The organism is Streptomyces azureus (genome assembly GCF_001270025.1).
Lineage (GTDB): Bacteria > Actinomycetota > Actinomycetes > Streptomycetales > Streptomycetaceae > Streptomyces > Streptomyces azureus.
In genome coordinates this window covers 130,411-147,249 of sequence record NZ_DF968368.1, presented here as the reverse complement: position 1 = coordinate 147,249, position 16,839 = coordinate 130,411, and the positions used below count along the sequence as shown (strand labels likewise).

At 72.0% G+C, this 16,839-nt stretch carries 13 protein-coding genes; 4 read left to right on the top strand and 9 right to left on the bottom strand.

Features of this window, described 5'->3' with window-relative positions:
• Positions 1–92: 92 nt before the first annotated feature.
• From AOQ53_RS30120 to AOQ53_RS30080, 9 genes are all read right to left on the bottom strand, one after another.
• Positions 93–1,007: an ABC transporter permease gene (locus tag AOQ53_RS30120; protein ID WP_059422028.1), complete on the bottom strand. Its 915-nt coding sequence runs from the start codon at positions 1,005–1,007 to the stop codon at positions 93–95.
• Positions 1,004–2,185 (bottom strand): ABC transporter permease, encoded by a 1,182-nt coding sequence (locus AOQ53_RS30115; protein WP_063889009.1) that lies wholly within the window; start codon positions 2,183–2,185, stop codon positions 1,004–1,006. The genes AOQ53_RS30120 and AOQ53_RS30115 overlap by 4 nt, the downstream gene beginning before the upstream one ends.
• On the bottom strand, positions 2,182–3,738 hold the full coding sequence (locus AOQ53_RS30110; RefSeq protein ID WP_059422027.1) for an ABC transporter ATP-binding protein: 1,557 nt from the start codon (positions 3,736–3,738) through the stop codon (positions 2,182–2,184). The genes AOQ53_RS30115 and AOQ53_RS30110 overlap by 4 nt, the downstream gene beginning before the upstream one ends.
• A 29-nt stretch (positions 3,739–3,767) precedes the next feature.
• Positions 3,768–4,856 (bottom strand): BMP family ABC transporter substrate-binding protein, encoded by a 1,089-nt coding sequence (locus tag AOQ53_RS30105; protein WP_059422025.1) that lies wholly within the window; start codon positions 4,854–4,856, stop codon positions 3,768–3,770.
• 68 nt (positions 4,857–4,924) lie between these two features.
• Entirely contained in the window at positions 4,925–5,107 is a 183-nt protein-coding gene (locus tag AOQ53_RS30100; protein WP_059422022.1) for a hypothetical protein, read from the bottom strand.
• The gene (locus AOQ53_RS30095) at positions 5,104–6,498 is read right to left on the bottom strand and encodes an amidohydrolase family protein (RefSeq protein ID WP_059422020.1); all 1,395 of its coding nucleotides are present in this window, start codon (positions 6,496–6,498) and stop codon (positions 5,104–5,106) included. The genes AOQ53_RS30100 and AOQ53_RS30095 overlap by 4 nt, the downstream gene beginning before the upstream one ends.
• On the bottom strand, positions 6,495–7,517 hold the full coding sequence (locus AOQ53_RS30090; protein WP_059422019.1) for an alcohol dehydrogenase catalytic domain-containing protein: 1,023 nt from the start codon (positions 7,515–7,517) through the stop codon (positions 6,495–6,497). Before AOQ53_RS30090 ends, AOQ53_RS30095 begins: the two co-directional genes overlap by 4 nt.
• A gap of 261 nt (positions 7,518–7,778) precedes the next feature.
• On the bottom strand, positions 7,779–8,978 hold the full coding sequence (locus tag AOQ53_RS30085) for a PucR family transcriptional regulator (RefSeq protein WP_099054723.1): 1,200 nt from the start codon (positions 8,976–8,978) through the stop codon (positions 7,779–7,781).
• An 11-nt stretch (positions 8,979–8,989) separates the two neighbouring features.
• Positions 8,990–10,438, bottom strand: coding sequence for an aldehyde dehydrogenase family protein (locus AOQ53_RS30080; protein ID WP_059422017.1), 1,449 nt, complete (start codon positions 10,436–10,438; stop codon positions 8,990–8,992).
• Positions 10,439–10,511: 73 nt separating this feature from the next.
• Between AOQ53_RS30080 and AOQ53_RS30075 the strand changes: the two genes are divergently transcribed.
• The 4 genes from AOQ53_RS30075 to AOQ53_RS30060 all read left to right on the top strand — a co-directional run bounded on the left by AOQ53_RS30075 (position 10,512) and on the right by AOQ53_RS30060 (position 16,747).
• On the top strand, positions 10,512–11,594 hold the full coding sequence (locus AOQ53_RS30075) for an NAD(P)-dependent alcohol dehydrogenase (RefSeq protein ID WP_059422015.1): 1,083 nt from the start codon (positions 10,512–10,514) through the stop codon (positions 11,592–11,594).
• Positions 11,595–11,735: 141 nt separating this feature from the next.
• Positions 11,736–13,949, top strand: coding sequence for a cytochrome P450/oxidoreductase (locus AOQ53_RS30070; protein ID WP_059422012.1), 2,214 nt, complete (start codon positions 11,736–11,738; stop codon positions 13,947–13,949).
• A 223-nt stretch (positions 13,950–14,172) separates the two neighbouring features.
• Complete coding sequence (locus tag AOQ53_RS30065; RefSeq protein ID WP_059422010.1) at positions 14,173–15,315, top strand: acetamidase/formamidase family protein; 1,143 nt, start codon at positions 14,173–14,175, stop codon at positions 15,313–15,315.
• A gap of 298 nt (positions 15,316–15,613) precedes the next feature.
• Complete coding sequence (locus AOQ53_RS30060) at positions 15,614–16,747, top strand: hypothetical protein (RefSeq protein ID WP_059422008.1); 1,134 nt, start codon at positions 15,614–15,616, stop codon at positions 16,745–16,747.
• Positions 16,748–16,839 lie beyond the last annotated feature (92 nt).

Here is a 16,839-nt window from a genome sequence, read left to right as displayed (position 1 = left end):
TCCATCGTGAGTGGTGTGATTTCTTCGAGCGTAGGTCTGGGCGCGTCCGCGGGTCGATGTGCTGCGGACACAACGCGTGCGCGCGGAGACCGTCAGGTCGACCCGCGCACGAAGGGCCGTCCGAGTGCGGCGGGTTCCCGGTGCTGGGTGGTGAACAGCAGCATGGCGAGCAGTGCGAGCAGGTACGGGGCCGCGACGAGCAGTTGGGCGTTGAGGGTGACGCCGAGCGCCGGGAGCGCCAGGCGCATCGCGTCGGAGAGGCCGAACACCAGGCAGCCGAGCATGGTCCGGCCGAGCCGCCACGCCCCGAAGATCACCGCGGCGATGACGATGTATCCGCGCCCGGCGGTCATGTTCTGGTTGAACGATCCGACCTCGCCGACCGCGAGGTAGGCGCCGCCGAGACCGGCCAGTGCGCCGCACCACAGCAGGGCCTGCCGGCGCCGCAGGTTCACCTTGATGCCCGTGACGTCTGCGGCCTGCGGGTTCTCCCCCACCGCCCGCAGTTCCAGGCCCCAGCGGCTGCGCTCCACCAACCACCAGGTGAGTGGCACCAGCAGGATCAGAAGGAAGGCGGGCCAGCGTTCGGAGAACAGCGGCTTGCCTATGAGCGGGATGTCCTGCAACAGCGGGATCGACAGCATCCCGACCTGGTGCGAGGCGAACTGCTCCGTCGTGATCAGGTAGCTCGTCAGCCCGAGCACGAGCGCGTTCAGCACCAGGCCGATGACGAAGGTGTTGATCTGGGCGCGGTGGGAGAGGTTGCCGTGCACGAAGCCGATGACGAGTCCGGTCACGACGCCGACCGCCAGGCCGGTGGTGGCGCTGCCGGTCGCGCTGGCGGTGGCGACGGAGGTGAACGCGGCGCCGAGCATCATCGCCTCGACGGAGATGTTCATCGTGCCGGCGCGCTCGGCCAGGTACTCACCGCAGGCGACGAACGCCAGCGGCACGGTCAGCCGGACACCGCTCGCGAGGATGGTCGTGGTGCTGTCCAGAACGCTCACGCGGCTGCCCTCACCTTGGTCGGGACGACGGACACGGCGGGCGCCGTCGACGGCTTGGCACCGCGGCGCCTGCGGAAGAGATCGACGAGGAAGGGCGGCGCGACGAACGCGAGGACCAGCAACGCCTTGACGATGTCGACGAGGTAGTACGGCACGCCGGTGGCCGCGAGGAAGTCTCCGCCCGCACGCAGCACGGCGAACACGAACGACACCGGGATCGCGACCAGGGGCCGGTTCCGCGCGACGAGCGCGACGAGCAGGCCGTCCCAGCCGACGTTGTCCGAGAGCCCGGCCTGCAGCCGGTTGGTGCCGATCGGACTCGCCAGCAGCAGTCCTCCCGCCAGCCCTGCGAAAGCGCCTGACAACGCCAGGGTGAAGCCGCCGAGGGCGGCCACCCGGATACCGGTGTGCCTGGCCGTCAGCGGATTCAGTCCGACCATGCGCACCCGAAAGCCCCACCGGCTGCGACTCAGGACGAGGGCGACACCGACCGCGGCGACGAGCGCGATGAACAGGCCGGTGTTCAGCTGGAGCGACGGATACTGCCCGAAGCTCGCGAGCTGGGCGTTCGCCGGCAGGGGGTTGGACTGGGCGTCGGCGATTCCCGAGGAGTTCTGCACGCTCTCCTGCAGACCCCACGGCGTGCTGACCACGAACGCGACGAGCTGGATGGCGAGAAACGTCATCAGCAGGGTGCTCACCGGGACGTTGACGCCGCGGAAGCGAAGCATCAGAGCGCTGAGCGCGGCCCAGGCGCCACCGCCGACCGCGGCGGCGATCAGCACGACGACGACCAGCATCGGGCCTGGCATGGCCAGCCGCAGCCCGACCCAGGCTCCGGCCAGGCCGCCGATGAGCACCTGCCCCTCCTGGCCGATGTTGAACGTGCCGGCTGACGCGCAGATGCACGCACCGAGCGCGACCAGCAGCAGCGGCGCCGCGTTGAGCAGCGTCGTCGTCCATCCCGTGGTGCTGGCCAGAGACCCGGTCCATATCGCGTCCAGCGAAGCGCTCGGCGAGGCACCGGTCGCCATGAGCAGCAGCGCGGACGCGGCCCCGGCGACAGCGACGAGCAGGAGTGTGAGGCCCGCTGTCAGCCAGCCGCGGCGCCCCGGTCGGAGCCGGGCGAGGAAGCGTCGGCCGAGGTCGTCCGCATCCGTCAGGGGGGCGGCACTCATGCGGCCTCACCGCCGACCAGCATGCCGAGCCGCTCGGAGTTCGCCTCCGAGACAGGGAGTGATCCGGTGATCCGTCCGGAGGAGATCACCGCGATCCAGGTTGCAAGGGCCATGACTTCCTCGAGTTCGGTGGAGATGAGCAGCACTCCGACGCCTTCGGCGGCCGCCTTGCGCAGTCGGGCATACATGTCCTCGATGGCACCGACGTCAAGCCCGTGGGTGGGCTGCGCGGCCACCAGGACGCGCGTGCCACCGGACAGTTCCCGGGCGAGTACGACCCGCTGCTGGTTGCCGCCGGACAGACTGCGCACGGGCGCGTCCAGCGACGGTGTGACGATGCTGAACTCGTCCGCGAGGCGGCGGGCCTCGGCGAGCATCGCCCGCCGCCGCAACAGGAACCGGCCGCCGACCTTGTCGAGCGACTTCATCGTCAGGTTCTCGGCGACGCTCATGTCGAGGACGACGCCGCTTTGGTGCCGGTCCTCCGGCACGATGCCGAGACCGGCCTTCCCGAGCGCGCCGGGGCGGGTCACGTCGATGCTGCTCCCGGCGACCTCGATGGTGCCGGCGGTCGGCGGTATCAGCCCGGCGAGGACGCTTCCGAGCATCGCCTGGCCGCTGCCCTCGACGCCGTAGAGGGCGACGATCTCGCCCGCGCCCACGGTGAGATCGACGTCTTCGAGGATCCTGACCCCGCCTTGCTCGACGGTGAGTCCGGCGAGGCGCAGGACGGGCTGCCGCTGGTCGTGGGCCCCGTCGGCGCCGGTGCGTGCCTTCTGCACCGGCAGCAGGCCGAGGGCGGCGGCCTCCTCGCCCAGCGACACCTCGCGGCCCACCATCTGCTGAGCGAGTACCTGCGGCGTGGTCTCTGCCGTGACCACCCGGAAGGCGACACCGCCTTTGCGCAGGACCGTCACCCGGTCCGTGGCCCGGGCGATCTCGGCGAGTTTGTGGCTGATGAGGATGACAGCGCGTCCCTCCTCCTGCACCACCCGGCCGAGCACGGCGAACAACTCCTCCGACTCGGCCTGGGTCAGCACCGAGGTGGGCTCGTCCAGGACCAGGATCTGAGGGTTGCGCCGCAGGCACTTGACCAACTCGACGCGCTGCCGTTCACCCGCCGAGAGTGCGTCGACGCGCGCCTCAGGGTCGATCGGCAGCCCGTATCGTGCGCAGACCTCGGCGATGTCGGCACAGATGGCCTGCTTGTTCACCTTGCCGGTGTCGCCGAGCGCCACGTTCTCCCACACGGTCAGCCCGTTGATGAGGCTGAAATGCTGGTGCACCATGCCGATGCCCAGCTCGGCCGCTTCCTGCGGGCTGTCCAGCGCGACCTCCTCACCGCGCACCAGGACGGTGCCGGCATCCCGCCGGACCAGCCCCAGCAGGACCTTCATGAGGCTGGACTTGCCCGCCCCGTTCTCCCCCAGGAGTCCGTGGATCTCGCCGGCGTCGACCCTGAGGTCCACGCCGTCGCAGGCCGTGACTGATCCGTAGGACTTCGTGATGCCGCGCAGTTCAAGGATCGGAACCGCTGAGGTCGTCGATGTCATCTCTGATCTTCCTCGTCGGTATCGGCACGTCAGCCGAGGCGCTTGACCTCGGCCGCCGCGTCGATCTCCTTGTCGCCGATCTTCTTCATGAACTGCGCGAGCTTCTGGTTCTCGTCGCCCTGGCCCTTGCAGATCTTGACGGTCGGGTAGGGATCGGCGCCCAACTGCCACTCGCGCACGGTGCCCATCTTCAGGTTGTCCTTGGCGAACTCCTCCAGCGCGGCGCGGAAGTAGTCACCCGGGTCGAAGATCACGGAGATGTCGAACTTCGGGCCGGTCGAGTCGCACCGGTCGGTGCCCGGGGTGAGGGTCAGCGCGCCGCCCGCGTTCGCCAACTGCGCCGCGGCGTCGGTCGCGCCGCCGAGGTAGGGGTAGATGACCTTGGCGCCCTGGCTGATCTGTGCCTGGGTGGCTTCCTTGGCCTTCGCCGAGTCGTTGAAGTCGCCGGTGTAGGTGCTCGTCAGGGTGGTCTTCGGGACGACCTCACGGATCCCGGCCAGGAAGGCCTTGGCGGCGGCGACACTGAAGTCGGCCTTGGTGCCGGTGATGAACCCGGCCTTGGTGTAGCCGGCTGCCTTCATCTTCAAGCCCGCGGCGTAGCCGGCGGCGAACATACTTTGGTTGGGGTCGTCGGTGGACAGCAGAACCCGCGGGATCGGGGCGGAACCCGCCTGCCCCGGCATGTACCAGGCGGTCTTGCCGCAGACCGGGTCCTCGGCGGCGGGGACGGCGGTCTTGAGCTCACTCGCGGCGAGCGCGACCATGTCGACGTGCTGCTGGCACAGCGCCCGTGCCGCGGTGAGTGCGTCGCTCGGGGGCACGCTGCCGCGCTTGACGATCGTCCAGCCCTTCTCCTTGGCGAAGGCGTCCGCCGAGTCGACGAAGCTCTGGTAGTAGCCGTGGTCGTTGATGTCGCCGGGGCTGAGGACACCTATGACGACCTTGCCGTCGCCGTTGACGTCCGGCTCCTTGAGGCGGGAGTCGCTGCCGGCGCTCGCCGAGCCGGTCGCCTTGGGGGCCGTCGCCGCGTTGCCGGCGCAGCCGGAGAGCGCGAGGGCTCCTGCGAGGGCGAGGCCGACCGCGGCCCGAGGACGCCAGAACGTGCTTTTTGCAGTCATGTGCGTGGTTCCGTTCGCTGGGTGGCACCGCCCCCGGCGGGGCGGTGGGAGTGACGTGGGGATGGCGATCAGTCGGCGGGCCGGACGGCCCGGTCGAGTCCGGCGCAGGAGGCACACGGGAAACCCATCCGGCGGTCGTGACCGCCCGCGATGAGCGTGGTGGTCGTCGCGGTCGGCCGCGATACTGCCGGGTGCGGCAGCAGACGCCGCTTCTTCGCCGGCGGCGACTCGGATGTATCGAAGATGTTCAACGGCGGGTCTCCTTACTGGCGGGCGCCGGCTCCGCCGGCCAGGTGGAGCGGGGTGTGATGCCGGCGCGCCGCAGCAGGGCGGCGGATCGCTCGGCGGCGGCCGCGGCGACGGCCGCGAGATCGACGCCGGTCGGGTGCCGGTCGCGGACGACCACGCGGCCGTCGACCAGCACGTCTCGGACGGTGCGCGACACATGGCCCCACACGAGCTGGCGGGCGAGGTCGCCGCGGGGCATCCAGGCGGGGTCGCGGGTGTCGAGCACGACGATGTCGGCCGCCTTGCCCACTTCGAGGGAGCCGATCCGTTCGCCCAGGCCGATCGCCCGGGCGCCGTCGATCGTCGCGAGGGCGAACGCCTGCTCGGCGCGGACCGGGTCGGGCAGATCGCGGTCACGTTCCAGGCCGGCGAACAGATACGCCGCCAGGAGGACGTCCGGGGCGTCGCCGGCGTTGTGCGCGTCGCAGCCCAGGGCGACCCTCCCGCCCCGCCGCACCAGTTCGGCGTGGCGGGAGGCACGTGTGTACCCCTGGGCGAGACGCAGATAGGCCCCCGGGCAGGCGGCGACCGCGGTACCGGTCTCCAGGATCGCGTCGACCTCCGCGTCGTCGAGCCACACGGCGTGCCCCAGCAGCAGGCGCGGGCCGAGGACGCCCAGCTCGCGGAAGTGGACCACCGGCCGGCGCCCGCAGCGCAGCGCGTAGGCCTCGATGTCGGCGGGTCCCGGCGAGATGTGCCAGGTCAGTTGGACATCGAGCCGCTCGGCCAGGCTCACCGCTCCGGTGAAGAGCTCGTCGCTCGCGAGGTCGTGGCCCACCAGCGTCACCCACCCGGTGACGGGTCCGGTGGCCGGCAGGGAGCGGACGATGTCCTCCTGCCGGGCGAGCACCTCGTCGGCGGGCGCACCGAACGGCACGTCCTTGGTGTCCCAGCCCCAGCCGCCGACCCGGGCGCGGACACCCGCGGCGCCGAGCCCCGCCGCCACTCGTTCCGGGTAGGCCACCGTGCCCGGCTCCAGCATCGTGGTGATGCCCCGGGACAGGCACTCCACGGCGGTGATGGTCGCGGCCAGTTCGTCGTCGTCACCGTCGGCGTGGGCGTGCAGCGGGACGATCCAGTCGAATATCGACTCCTGCGAGCCGATGTGGTCCGGGATCATGCTGCGTACGAGGGGATCGACGGTCGCGTGCTGGTGGGCGTCGACCAGACCCGGGATCACGACACAGCCCGACGCGTCGATCTCCCGCGCCCCCGGGAAGCGGGCGCGCAGGTCCTCGGCCGTGCCGAGAGCGGCGATGCTGTTCCCGGACACGGCGACCGTCGCCCGGGTGAGGACCCGCCGGGCGGAGTCCATGGTGACGACGTCGCCGCCCACGATCAGAAGGTCGGTCATGGCTCGATCACGACCTTGCCGATGGTGTCGCGGGCGGCGAGCACGTCCCAGGCGTCGGCCAGATCCTCCAGCGGGAACCGGGCGGCGGTGGGCAGGCGCAGGCCGTCGGCGAAGCAGGCCGACGTGGCGGCGACGAAGTCGGCCGAGCTGTAGCCGCCGGTGCCCAGCAGTTTCAGGCCACGGTGGAAGACCTCCTGGAGCGAGAACGTCACCTGGTCGCCGCTGGTGTTGCCCATCAGCAGCAGACGTCCGCGGATGCCGAGGCAGTCCAGTGAGGTACGCCAGGTGTCGGTGCCGACGTGGTCCAGGACCAGGTCCGCCCCCGCGCCGTCGGTGAAGACCGACACCGTCTTCACCGAGTCCGGGTCCTGGTTGGGCAGCACCAGGTCCGCGCCCGCCGCGCGGGCCGCGGCCCGCTTCGCCTCGCTGCCGGCCAGGGCGACGACCGAGGCGCCGGCCCGCTTGGCCAGTGCGATGGCCGCCAGGCTGACGGCGCTGGCGCCCGCGTGCACGACGAGGGTCTCACCGGCGGCGAGTGACCCGACGGTGTGCACCGCGTGCCATGCCGTCGCGAAGGCGGTGGGCAGGGTGACGGCCGCGTCGAGCGGCAGGGACTCGGGGACCTGGACGACCGATTCCGCGGACGCCAGGACGTATTCGGCCAGCGCGCCGGGGGCGTTGCCGCCGAGGATGCGCGGTCTGACGCAGTACGCACGGTCGCCCACCGCGCAGCGCGGGCAGCTGCCGCAGCCCTGGGTGGGATCGGCGATGACCCGGTCACCGGGGACGACCGAGCCGACCGCGGATCCGGTCGCCACCACCGTCCCGGCGAAGTCCATGCCCGGCACGTGGGGAAGGCGGAAGCCCGGGATCAGGCCAGGACCCTTGAGCTGCATCAGGTCCAGGCGGTTCAGCCCGCAGTACGCGACCTCGACGACGACGTCACGCGGTCCGCACACGGGCTCCGGGACGTTCTGCAGGAACACGGCCTCGGGACCGCCGAAATCGGTCTGCACCATGGCTCGCACCGGGCGGCCTCCTCATCCTCTTCCGTCTCGCATTGCGAGGCGGTGGAACGTATTGCGAGGTACTCTGCCCCCGCCGACCGGTGCTGTCAACGCCCCTGTGCCACATCTTGGTTTCGCGGGCGTGTTGCCTGTTCGCAAGGCCGATGGCCCAGGCCACGGCAGGGTCGAGTGAGTACAGCGGCAGGGTCGCGCGGGTACACGGGAAAGCGCCGCGGCACCGGTCGGCGGCGCAGCGAAGAACGAAATGCCGGATCAGCGTCCGGCCGGCACCGGCTCGTCGTCGCCGCGCATCTGCCGGTCGTCGGCGGCGAGCAGGTCCAGGGCCGTGAGCGCCAGGTGCAGCTCCGCCGAGGCGGCGGGAAGCAGGGGGTCCGTGCCGAGGAGGTTCTTGATCTGACCCACCCGGTAGCCCACCGAGTTGCGGTGCAGATGGAGTAGTTCGGAGACGCTCTGCCGGCTGCCCCTCTCGGCCAGCCAGGCACGCAGCGTCGCCATCAGCTCCGGGCGCTGCCGGATCGGCCCGAGGTGCGTCTCGGCGTACGCCTCGAGACGTGCGCGCGGGAGGGGCAGCAGTACCTGGACGACCCCGCAGCTCTCGAAGGTGAGCAGCGGGACGTGCTGGGCCCGGGCCAGGCCGAGCAGCCTCTCGGCCTCGGCGAAGGACCGGGCCAGGCCTCCGGGCGAATCGGGGCGGGAGCCGCTCGCCGCCACTACGTGATCGGCGGACTCGTCGCCGGTCATGAGGCGCAGGCGGCTTTGCAGGCGGGTGAGCACGGCCTCGTCCGGCACCACCGTCCACGCCGTGCGGCCCTCCTGCTGCAACGGGTGCTCCAGCCAGGCGAGGGCCGTGGACCAGGCGCGCAGGCGGGAGCCGCTGTAGTGCAGTACGGCACCGGCCGGCGGCCGCTGCGGATCGATGCCCAGCCCAGCGGCCGCCACGCACACCGAGCGGCTCACCGCCCCGGACCGCAGCGCGGCGACGACGTCGGCCGGTGTGTGCTGCGCCGAGACCCCGGCCGAGTCGTCCCCGGCGCGCACGGTGCCGATGAGCAACGCGGTGAAGGCGGCACGGGCCAGCGCCCGCACGCGCGGGTCATCGGCACCCACGGTCAGCAGCACACCGGCCACCGTCGTCCCCGCACGCACGGGCAGCGCCGTGGCCCGCAGCCCGTCGAGTGTGTCGACCACCGGTCCGGCCACGCCGGCGAGCACGCCGTCCGCCACCGCGGCCGGCACTCCCGCCCCGCCGTCCGTGGCCGCCAGCGGCACGCCCTCAGCGGACAGCAGCCGCACGTGGCGGCCGGTCGCCCGCAGGAGCGCGCGGAGCACGTCCGAGTACTCGGCGCCGGCGAGCACGGCCTCGGTCAGTTCCCGCTCCAGCACGGCGGGCTCGGCGTCCGGCCCCGGTCCTTCCCGGGCCGGTCCCGGCCACGCTCCGGCGGTGGTAGCCATGGTGTCCTGTCTCAGCGGGCCAGCAGCCGGATGGCCACGCCCTTCTCCTGGGTGTATTCGCGCAGCGCCGTGTACCCGCCGCCCCGGCTGAAGCCGCTGTCCTTCTGCATGTTGAACGGGAAGCCGATCACTCCGGCGTCGTGGAACTGGTTGACCGCCACCTGCCCGGAGCGGACGTCCTTCGCCAGCCGCAGGGCCCGGGAGACGTCGTTGGTCCAGATGCAGGCCAGCAGGCCGAAGTCGGTGGCGTTCATCTGCTCGGTCGCCTCGGCGGCGTCGCGGAAGGACTGCACGGCGAGGACCGGGCCGAAGATCTCCTCGCGGGCGACGCGCATGTCCGCGTCCACCCGGTCGTACACGGTCGGCCGGACGAACCACCCGTCGCCGACGGGTGCTCCACCGGTGACCAGCCGCGCGCCCTCGCGCCGTGCGTCCTTGAGGAAGCCGCTGACGCGGGCGAACTGCGCGGCACTGACCAGCGGGCCCATGTCCAGGTCGGCTTCCCAGGGCCCGGTCTTGACCGCGGCCATGGCGGCGGCGACCCGCTCCACGACCTCGTCGTGCACCGAGGCCTGAACGAGCAGCCGGGAACCGGCGTAGCAGTTCTGCCCCGCGTTCTCGGTGATCGAGGCGACGATCGCCGGGATGGCAGTGTCGAGATCGGCGTCGGCGAAGAGCACGTTCGGGGACTTGCCGCCGAGTTCCAGTTTCACCGGGACGAGGTTCTGTGCGGCGGCCGCCATGATCGCCCGCCCGGTGGCGGTGGAGCCGACGAAACTGATGTGGTCGACGTCCGGGTGCGAGGTGAGCGCGACGCCCGCCTCCGGGCCGAGGCCCGCGACGACGTTGATCACCCCTGGCGGGAAGCCGGCGCGCCGGGCGAGTTCGGCGAGTGCGAACGGCGCCAGCGGCGCGATCTCGGACGGCTTGAGAACGACCGTGTTGCCCGCGGCGAGCGCCGGCGCGACGTTCGCGGCGGTGAGCACGGCAGGAACGTTCCACGGGATGACGACGGCGCACACGCCGTACGGCTCGGGAACCGTGTAGCCCAGGTAGTCGGGGCTGCGGGTGGGCAGCGTGACTCCGGTGAGCTTGTCGGCCGCGCCGGCGAAGTAGTCGATGATGCCGTGGGCGATGTAGATGTTCATCCGCCCCCCGGACAGTGGCTTGCCCACGTCCTGGGCCTCGACGGCCGCGAGGGCCTCGACCTCGGCGATGATCAAGTCGGCCCAGCGCCGGATCAGCGCCCCGCGCTCGCTGGGGTTGGTCGCCGCCCAGCCGGGGAACGCGCGGCGCGCCGCGACGACCGCGTCCTCGACATCGGCGCCGCCCGCGCGGGCCACCTGGGTGATCACCTGCCGGGTGGCCGGATCGAGGACGTCCAGCGTGCCGCCGTCGCGGGCCGGGACCCACTCGCCGTCGATGAAGTGCTGGGAAGAAGGGAAGTCAACAGCCGCCATAGGCCGAACCTTGACCGGTCATGTCGCGCATGTCAATATGCGGTCTCGCAATGTGAGGCAACGAGGAGGCCCTGTGCGTGCCACCGCCGCTCTGCTGGAGCACCCCGGACAACCGTTCGTCCTGACGGAGGTGGACCTCGACGAGCCCCGCCCGGACGAGGTGCTCGTCCGCGTCGCGGGCGTCGGCATCTGCGGTACCGACCTCGAGTTCGCCGGCTTCTTCCCCACGCCCGCGCTGCTCGGCCACGAAGGGTCGGGCGTCGTCGAGAGGGTCGGCGCCCACGTCACCTCCGTACGCGCGGGCGACCACGTCGCCATGTCCTTCACGTCGTGCGGCGCGTGCGCGCTGTGCCGTACCGGCTCGCCCGCCTACTGCCGCGACTTCGACGCGGTGAACTTCTCCGGCCGCCGGCCCGACGGCTCCACGGCGGTGACCCACGAGGGGCGGGAGGTCAACGCCCACTTCCTCGGGCAGTCGTCGTTCGCCGGTCACGTCGTCGCACCGGAGCGGGCGGTGGTGAAGATCGACCCGTCGCTGGATCTGCTGCGGGCGGGGCCCTTCGGCTGCGGTTTCCAGACCGGGGCCGGCGGCGTGCTCAACGTTCTGCAGCCGCGCCCCGGCTCGTCGATCGCGGTCTTCGGGGCAGGGGCCGTCGGCGTGGCCGCGATCATCGCCGCATCGCTGAGCGGCTGCGAGGTCGTCGCCGCCGTCGACGTGAACCCGGCCAAACTGGAGGCGGCCCGCGGCTTCGGAGCGACGCACACCGTCGACTCCTCGGCCGGGGCGGTCGCCGAGCAGCTGGCGGCCCTCGTCCCCGGGGGCTTCGACTTCGTGATCGACACGACCGGGCGCGAGGGCGTCCTGCGCACCGCGGTGGAGGCTCTCGGGCCGCTCGGCCGCGCCGGTGTCATCGGCATCGGCCCCAGCGAGTCGATGAGCTTCGAGTGGCGCAGCATCCTCAACGGGCGCACCGTCACCGGCATCATCGCCGGGTCCAGCCTGCCGCAGCTGTTCCTGCCGAAGTTGCTCGAACTCAACGCCAAGGGCCGGTTCCCGGTCGAGAAGATGATCACCTACTTCCCGTTCGAGCAGATCAACGAGGCCGTCGCGGCCGTCCGGTCCGGCTCGGTCGGCAAAGCCGTGCTGACCTTCTGAGCACCGGCAGCTCCGTCCACGAGACGTTGTCACCCGTGGCGGCGGCACCTTAGGGTGACCGACGCCGATGAGGCAGCAGACTTCCGGTGGCGCGGCCGGACAACACCGCGCACAGGTCCGAGCACGTGGAGCGTGCCCACCATGTCCGCCGACATCACCTCCGACATCGACTTCGACCACCACTCCGACGAGGCCAACGCCGATCCGGTCGCCTACTACGCGCGCTTCCGCGAGACCTGCCCGGTAGGCCGCTCCGCCGCCCATGGCGGCTTCCACTTCACGACGCGGTACGCCGATGTGGCCCGCGTCGCCCGCGACGACGCGACGTTCTCCTCGGCCCGCAGCGACCACGGCGGGCAAGGGGTCGGCATCGTCATCCCCAAAGGACCGGGGCTGGAGCAGTATCCGATCGAGCTCGACCCGCCGCGTTCGACCGAGTACCGGCAGCTGATCAACCCGCTGCTGACCCCGGCGGCGGTCGAGCAGCTGGTACCCATGATCGAGCGCCACGCGGCCCGCGTCGTGGACGACTTCATCGAACTCGGCTCCTGCGACTTCGTCCGCGACCTCACCAACCCGCTGCCGGCCGCGGTCACCCTGGACTGGCTCGGTTTCCCCCAGGAGGACTGGGCGAAGCTGGCCGGGCCGATCCACGACATCTTCGCCGCGCCGGCCGGCAGCGAGCGCGCCGCGCGCGGGGCCGCCGGACTGGCCTACATGGACCGGCGTATCCGCGAGCTGATCGCCGAGCGCCGCTCGGCACCACGGGCCGACGCGGTCACCACGCTGCTGGCCGGCCGGCGCGGCGACGGCAGCGAGTTCGGCGAGGACGAGCTGGTGTCGGTGATCGGCCTGCTCATCGCCGGCGGCGTCGACACCACCACCTCCCTGACCGGATCCACGCTCGTCCATCTCGCCCGCCACCCCGAGCAGCGGCAGAGGCTGATCGACTCCCTGGATCTGCTGGACACCGCGACCGAGGAGTTCCTCCGCACCTTCGCCCCGTCGCAGTCGATGGCGCGTACCGTCACCCAGGACGTCGAGGTCGGCGGCCGCCCGATGCGCTCGGGCGACCGGGTGCTGATCCCGTGGGTCGCCGCGAACCACGACCCCGCCGTGTTCCCCGACCCCGAGCGGGTACGGCTGGACCGCGACGCCAGTCGGCACCTCAGCTTCGGGATCGGCTCGCACCGGTGTGCCGGCGCGCACCTCGCCCGGGCCATGTTCCGCGCGATGATGACGCAGGTCCTGACCCGGCTGCCCGACTACCGGGTGATCGAGGAGGGGCTCGTTCCCTACCCGACGCGCGGCAATCAGTCCGGCTGGGACGCGGTCCCGGCGGTCTTCAAGCCGGGCCCCCGGGCGACCGCGTCGGCGGAAACGGTCCGCGCGCTGAGCACGCCCGCCCCGCTGCGGGTGACCGCGGTGCGGGTGGCGGCCGAGGGCGTCGTCGCCGTCGACCTCGGCCTGCCGGACGGAGGCGAACTCCCCGCGTGGCGGCCCGGCGCGCACGTCGAGCTGCGTCTGCCCTCGGGCCGGCTGCGTCAGTACTCGCTGTGCGGTGACCCCGCCGACGCCACGACGTGGCGCATCGGCGTCCTGCGCGAGCCCCGGGGCCGGGGCGGGTCGGTGGAACTCCACGAACTGGCCCGCACGGGAGCCACGTTCGCGATACGCGGGCCGCGCAACCACTTCCCGCTCACGCCTGCGTCGTCCTACCTGTTCCTCGCCGGCGGCATCGGTGTCACACCGATCCTCGCGATGGTCCGCGAGGCCGCCGGACGCGGCACGCCCTTCACCGTCGTGTACGGCGGACGCACCCGCTCCACGATGGCGTTCGCCGACGAGCTCGCCGCCGTCGCCGGCGACGCGCTCACCCTGCTCCCACAGGACGAGGCCGGGCTGCCGGACCTCCCTAGGCTGCTGGGCGGGCTGGACGCGGACACCGCGGTCTACGCGTGCGGACCGGCGCCGATGCTGGCGGCCGTCGAGCACGAGTGCGCCCGCCTGGGCCTCACCGACCGGCTGCACCTGGAGCGTTTCACCGCGGGCGACGACCTGGAGACGGCGTTCGACGCCGCGGCGAACCGGCCCTTCGAGGTCCAGCTCGCGCGCACGAGAGTCACGCTCACCGTGCCGGCCGACCGCCGCCTCATCGAGGTGCTGCGCGATGCCGTGAGCGGCCTGTCCTACGACTGCGAGAAGGGGTACTGCGGCGCTTGCGAGACCCGTGTGCTCGCCGGTACGCCGGAGCACCGGGATTCCGTGCTCAACGAAAAGGAACGCCTTGCCGGGCGTTCGATGATGATCTGCGTCGGCCGCTGCCAGGGCGACCGGCTCGTCCTGGACCTCTGAGCGCCGGTCGGCCGGCGGCCCACATCCGTCGGCCGGCCTCCTGGCACCCGTCGGCTGCCGCATGGGCCGGCCACCATCAGCCGCAACACCCTCTGCCCCAACATTGCGAGATGCCGTGTTGTCATGCGAGACAGCTTTACGGCGCGGACCTCCACAGGAAACACCACGGCAACGGGACCTTCCTAGCGTCGGGGCATCCCTTCCGCTTCACGAAAGGCGGCCCATGCCAGCGACCGACTCACCCGTCCTCGACGTTGCCGCGACCGGCTTCCCGATCCTCCAGCCCGGCCATGGAGCGATCGCGTCGACGACCTACGTCCCGGCCACGCCGGGAAACACCCTGTGGGGTCGCCTTCCGTGCGAGGCGGACGCACCGTGCGCGGTCGTACAACCGGGTTCGGTCGTCACGGTCGACACGCTCAGCCACGAGGGGGTTCTGGAGGACCAGGGCCGCGACCCGCGTGAGTTCTTCGCCCGCTACGGCGTCAGTGGCGCCCATGTGCTCGACGACGCCCAGCAGGTGGCGGACTCCGGTGTGCCGCACGACTTCGACGATGACGGGCCGCACCTCGTCACGGGACCCATCGCCGTGGCCGGCGCCCGGCCCGGCGATCTGCTCGCCGTGACCGTCCTCGGCCTCACGCCCCGGGTTCCGTACGGCATGGTCTCCGCACGGCACGGCTTCGGCGCACTCCCCGGCGAGATGCCGTCGCTGCCCGGTCCCGTATTCACCTTCGCGACCGCTCAGGCGGGCCGCCGTGGCGCCTGGGGCCGGATGGCGGTGGACCCGGCGGACGCTTCCCGCGGCTCACTGCGCTTCCCGCTGAGGCCGTTCCTCGGCGTGATGGGCGTGGCGGTGCCCGGGAACGAGCGGCCGCACTCGGTGCCACCCGGGCGTCACGGGGGCAACATCGACGTCTCCCTGCTCGGCGAGGGCACCACCCTGTTCCTCCCGGTACAGGTCGACGACGCGCTGGTCTACTTCGGGGACCCTCACTTCGCGCAGGGCGACGGCGAGATCGCCCTCACGGCGTTCGAGGCGTCGCTGCGCGCCACCGTGAAGCTCGAGGTGGTGCCGGGTGGTGCGGCTCTGCGGCCCGGTCACGGCCGCGTCGCCCCGTTCGCCGAGACGGACGACTACCTTGTGCCGATCGGCCTGGACGAGGATCTGGACGAGGCGATGCGCGACTGCGTGCGCTGCGCGCTGGACCTGCTCGCGACCGACTACGGCGTAGACCGCCATCTGGCGATGGCGTACCTCAGCGCGGCAGGCGACTTCGCGGTCTCCCAGGTCGTCGACGGAGTGAAGGGCGTCCACGGAAAGATCCGCAAGTCCGACTTCCTCGAAGTCCGCCGACCGCGTTGACCGGCGGATGCGCCGATGGGGCAAGCGAGCAGGACCCGCCCCGATGCGGATGGTGGGCGGGCCCTGCTCGTGCGGACCATTGTCGGGACCGGGTGCCGGTGGGGCCACGAGTGTGATCCGCCGGTGTGCGCGCGGCGCTCACACCCCGTGCGCGCCGCGCGCCTCCGCGCACCCGGTACTGCCCCCTCGCGCCGCCGGGTGCCGCAGGGCGCTGCGCCGTACGTGACCCCGGGTTATGCCCGTCGGCCTGCGGCGACGATACTGGCACGCGCACCTGCCCCCGTTCACAGTTGGACCCATGCCGACCTCCCCCTCCGTCCGCCCCATGACTCCCGCCACGGTGTGGCTGGCTCGCGGCCGCCATGCCGAAGGCGCCGCGGAAGACGTTCTCCGGCGCTCGCTGGAGCAGCGCAAGCGAAGTCAGGCCATCGACGACTTTCTGGAGTTGCCCGAGGCCGAGACCGAGGCCGGGACCGAGGGCGCCCCGGCACAGCGGGTCTTCGAAGCCCGCTGGCGGGTCGACGAGACGGTGACCGTACGGGCCCGGATCGGCGTGACGCCCGGGCCGGACGGCGGGCAGGAGTGGATGCTGGTCGCGGAGGCCGAACAGCCGTGGAGCGACGACTGGCCGTCGCCCGCCGGGCTGTTCTGGCCGGAGGAGCCGGACGTCGCCTGGGACCGGGACGGCGTCGCGGAGCTGTCCCTGCGGGAGATCAATCCGCTCCCCCACGACGACAAGGAGACGCGGCGCCTGTTCAGGAACGCGGTGCGCGGCGGGTGGCACATCCATGTGGTCGTCCACGAGGCGATGACCACGGACGAGCGAGGCCGGGTGCCGGTGGCGCGGTGGCTCCCGCCGGGCCTGCGGCACCGTGTGGTGGAGCACCGCGCCGCGCCCCAGCAGCACCGGGGCCTCAACTGGGCCCTGCGCGATCTGGGGGTCCAGGTGCCGCGCGGCGGTGCCGCGGTACTGCCCGGCACCCCGGCGCCGGACGGTTACGAGGCCGAGGACTTCTCCGTCCGCGCGGTCTTCCTCGACGGCTCGGAGCCCACCGACCTCGTCGACGCGGTGACGCGGTACGCCGCGCTGCCGAGACCACTGCCCGACGGCGCCGAGGAGGCCCTCACCGCGCTGCGGGAGGACTGGCACCTGCTGACTCTCCAGGAGGAGCTGGAACGTCAGCGGGGACTGGTGGCCATGTACGCCGAGGCGCTCGAGGCCATGACGAAGTCACGCGACCTGTACCGGGAGGCGGCCGAACGCGCCCACGAGGCCCTGGCCTCCTACCAGGAGTCCGCCGAGGCCGCTCCCGTGCGGCAGCGGCCCTCCGACACTCCCGTGGCGTCTCCGCTGCAACACCTCACACGCACGTTCGAACGCTTCAAGGGCAGGACCCAGCGGCCCGTGGCCCCGTCCCGGGACGAGCACTAGAGGCCGTCCTGACGGGGCACACGTGTCAGTCGTGGTCTGGTGGATACGCGTCCGTACGGCACCACGGCCCGTCCGGGAAGGTCCTCCACGAC

What these genes read in the sequence shown, in the direction of transcription:
- AOQ53_RS30080 (WP_059422017.1), bottom strand. Translation starts at nt 10,438, where the DNA reads ATGGCGGCTGTTGACTTCCCTTCTTCCCAGCACTTCATCGACGGCGAG.
- AOQ53_RS30065 (WP_059422010.1), top strand. Translation starts at nt 14,173, where the DNA reads ATGCCAGCGACCGACTCACCCGTCCTCGACGTTGCCGCGACCGGCTTC.
- AOQ53_RS30060 (WP_059422008.1), top strand. Translation starts at nt 15,614, where the DNA reads ATGCCGACCTCCCCCTCCGTCCGCCCCATGACTCCCGCCACGGTGTGG.
- AOQ53_RS30090 (WP_059422019.1), bottom strand. Translation starts at nt 7,517, where the DNA reads ATGGTGCAGACCGATTTCGGCGGTCCCGAGGCCGTGTTCCTGCAGAAC.
- AOQ53_RS30085 (WP_099054723.1), bottom strand. Translation starts at nt 8,978, where the DNA reads ATGGCTACCACCGCCGGAGCGTGGCCGGGACCGGCCCGGGAAGGACCG.
- AOQ53_RS30095 (WP_059422020.1), bottom strand. Translation starts at nt 6,498, where the DNA reads ATGACCGACCTTCTGATCGTGGGCGGCGACGTCGTCACCATGGACTCC.
- AOQ53_RS30110 (WP_059422027.1), bottom strand. Translation starts at nt 3,738, where the DNA reads ATGACATCGACGACCTCAGCGGTTCCGATCCTTGAACTGCGCGGCATC.
- AOQ53_RS30070 (WP_059422012.1), top strand. Translation starts at nt 11,736, where the DNA reads ATGTCCGCCGACATCACCTCCGACATCGACTTCGACCACCACTCCGAC.
- AOQ53_RS30115 (WP_063889009.1), bottom strand. Translation starts at nt 2,185, where the DNA reads ATGAGTGCCGCCCCCCTGACGGATGCGGACGACCTCGGCCGACGCTTC.
- AOQ53_RS30105 (WP_059422025.1), bottom strand. Translation starts at nt 4,856, where the DNA reads ATGACTGCAAAAAGCACGTTCTGGCGTCCTCGGGCCGCGGTCGGCCTC.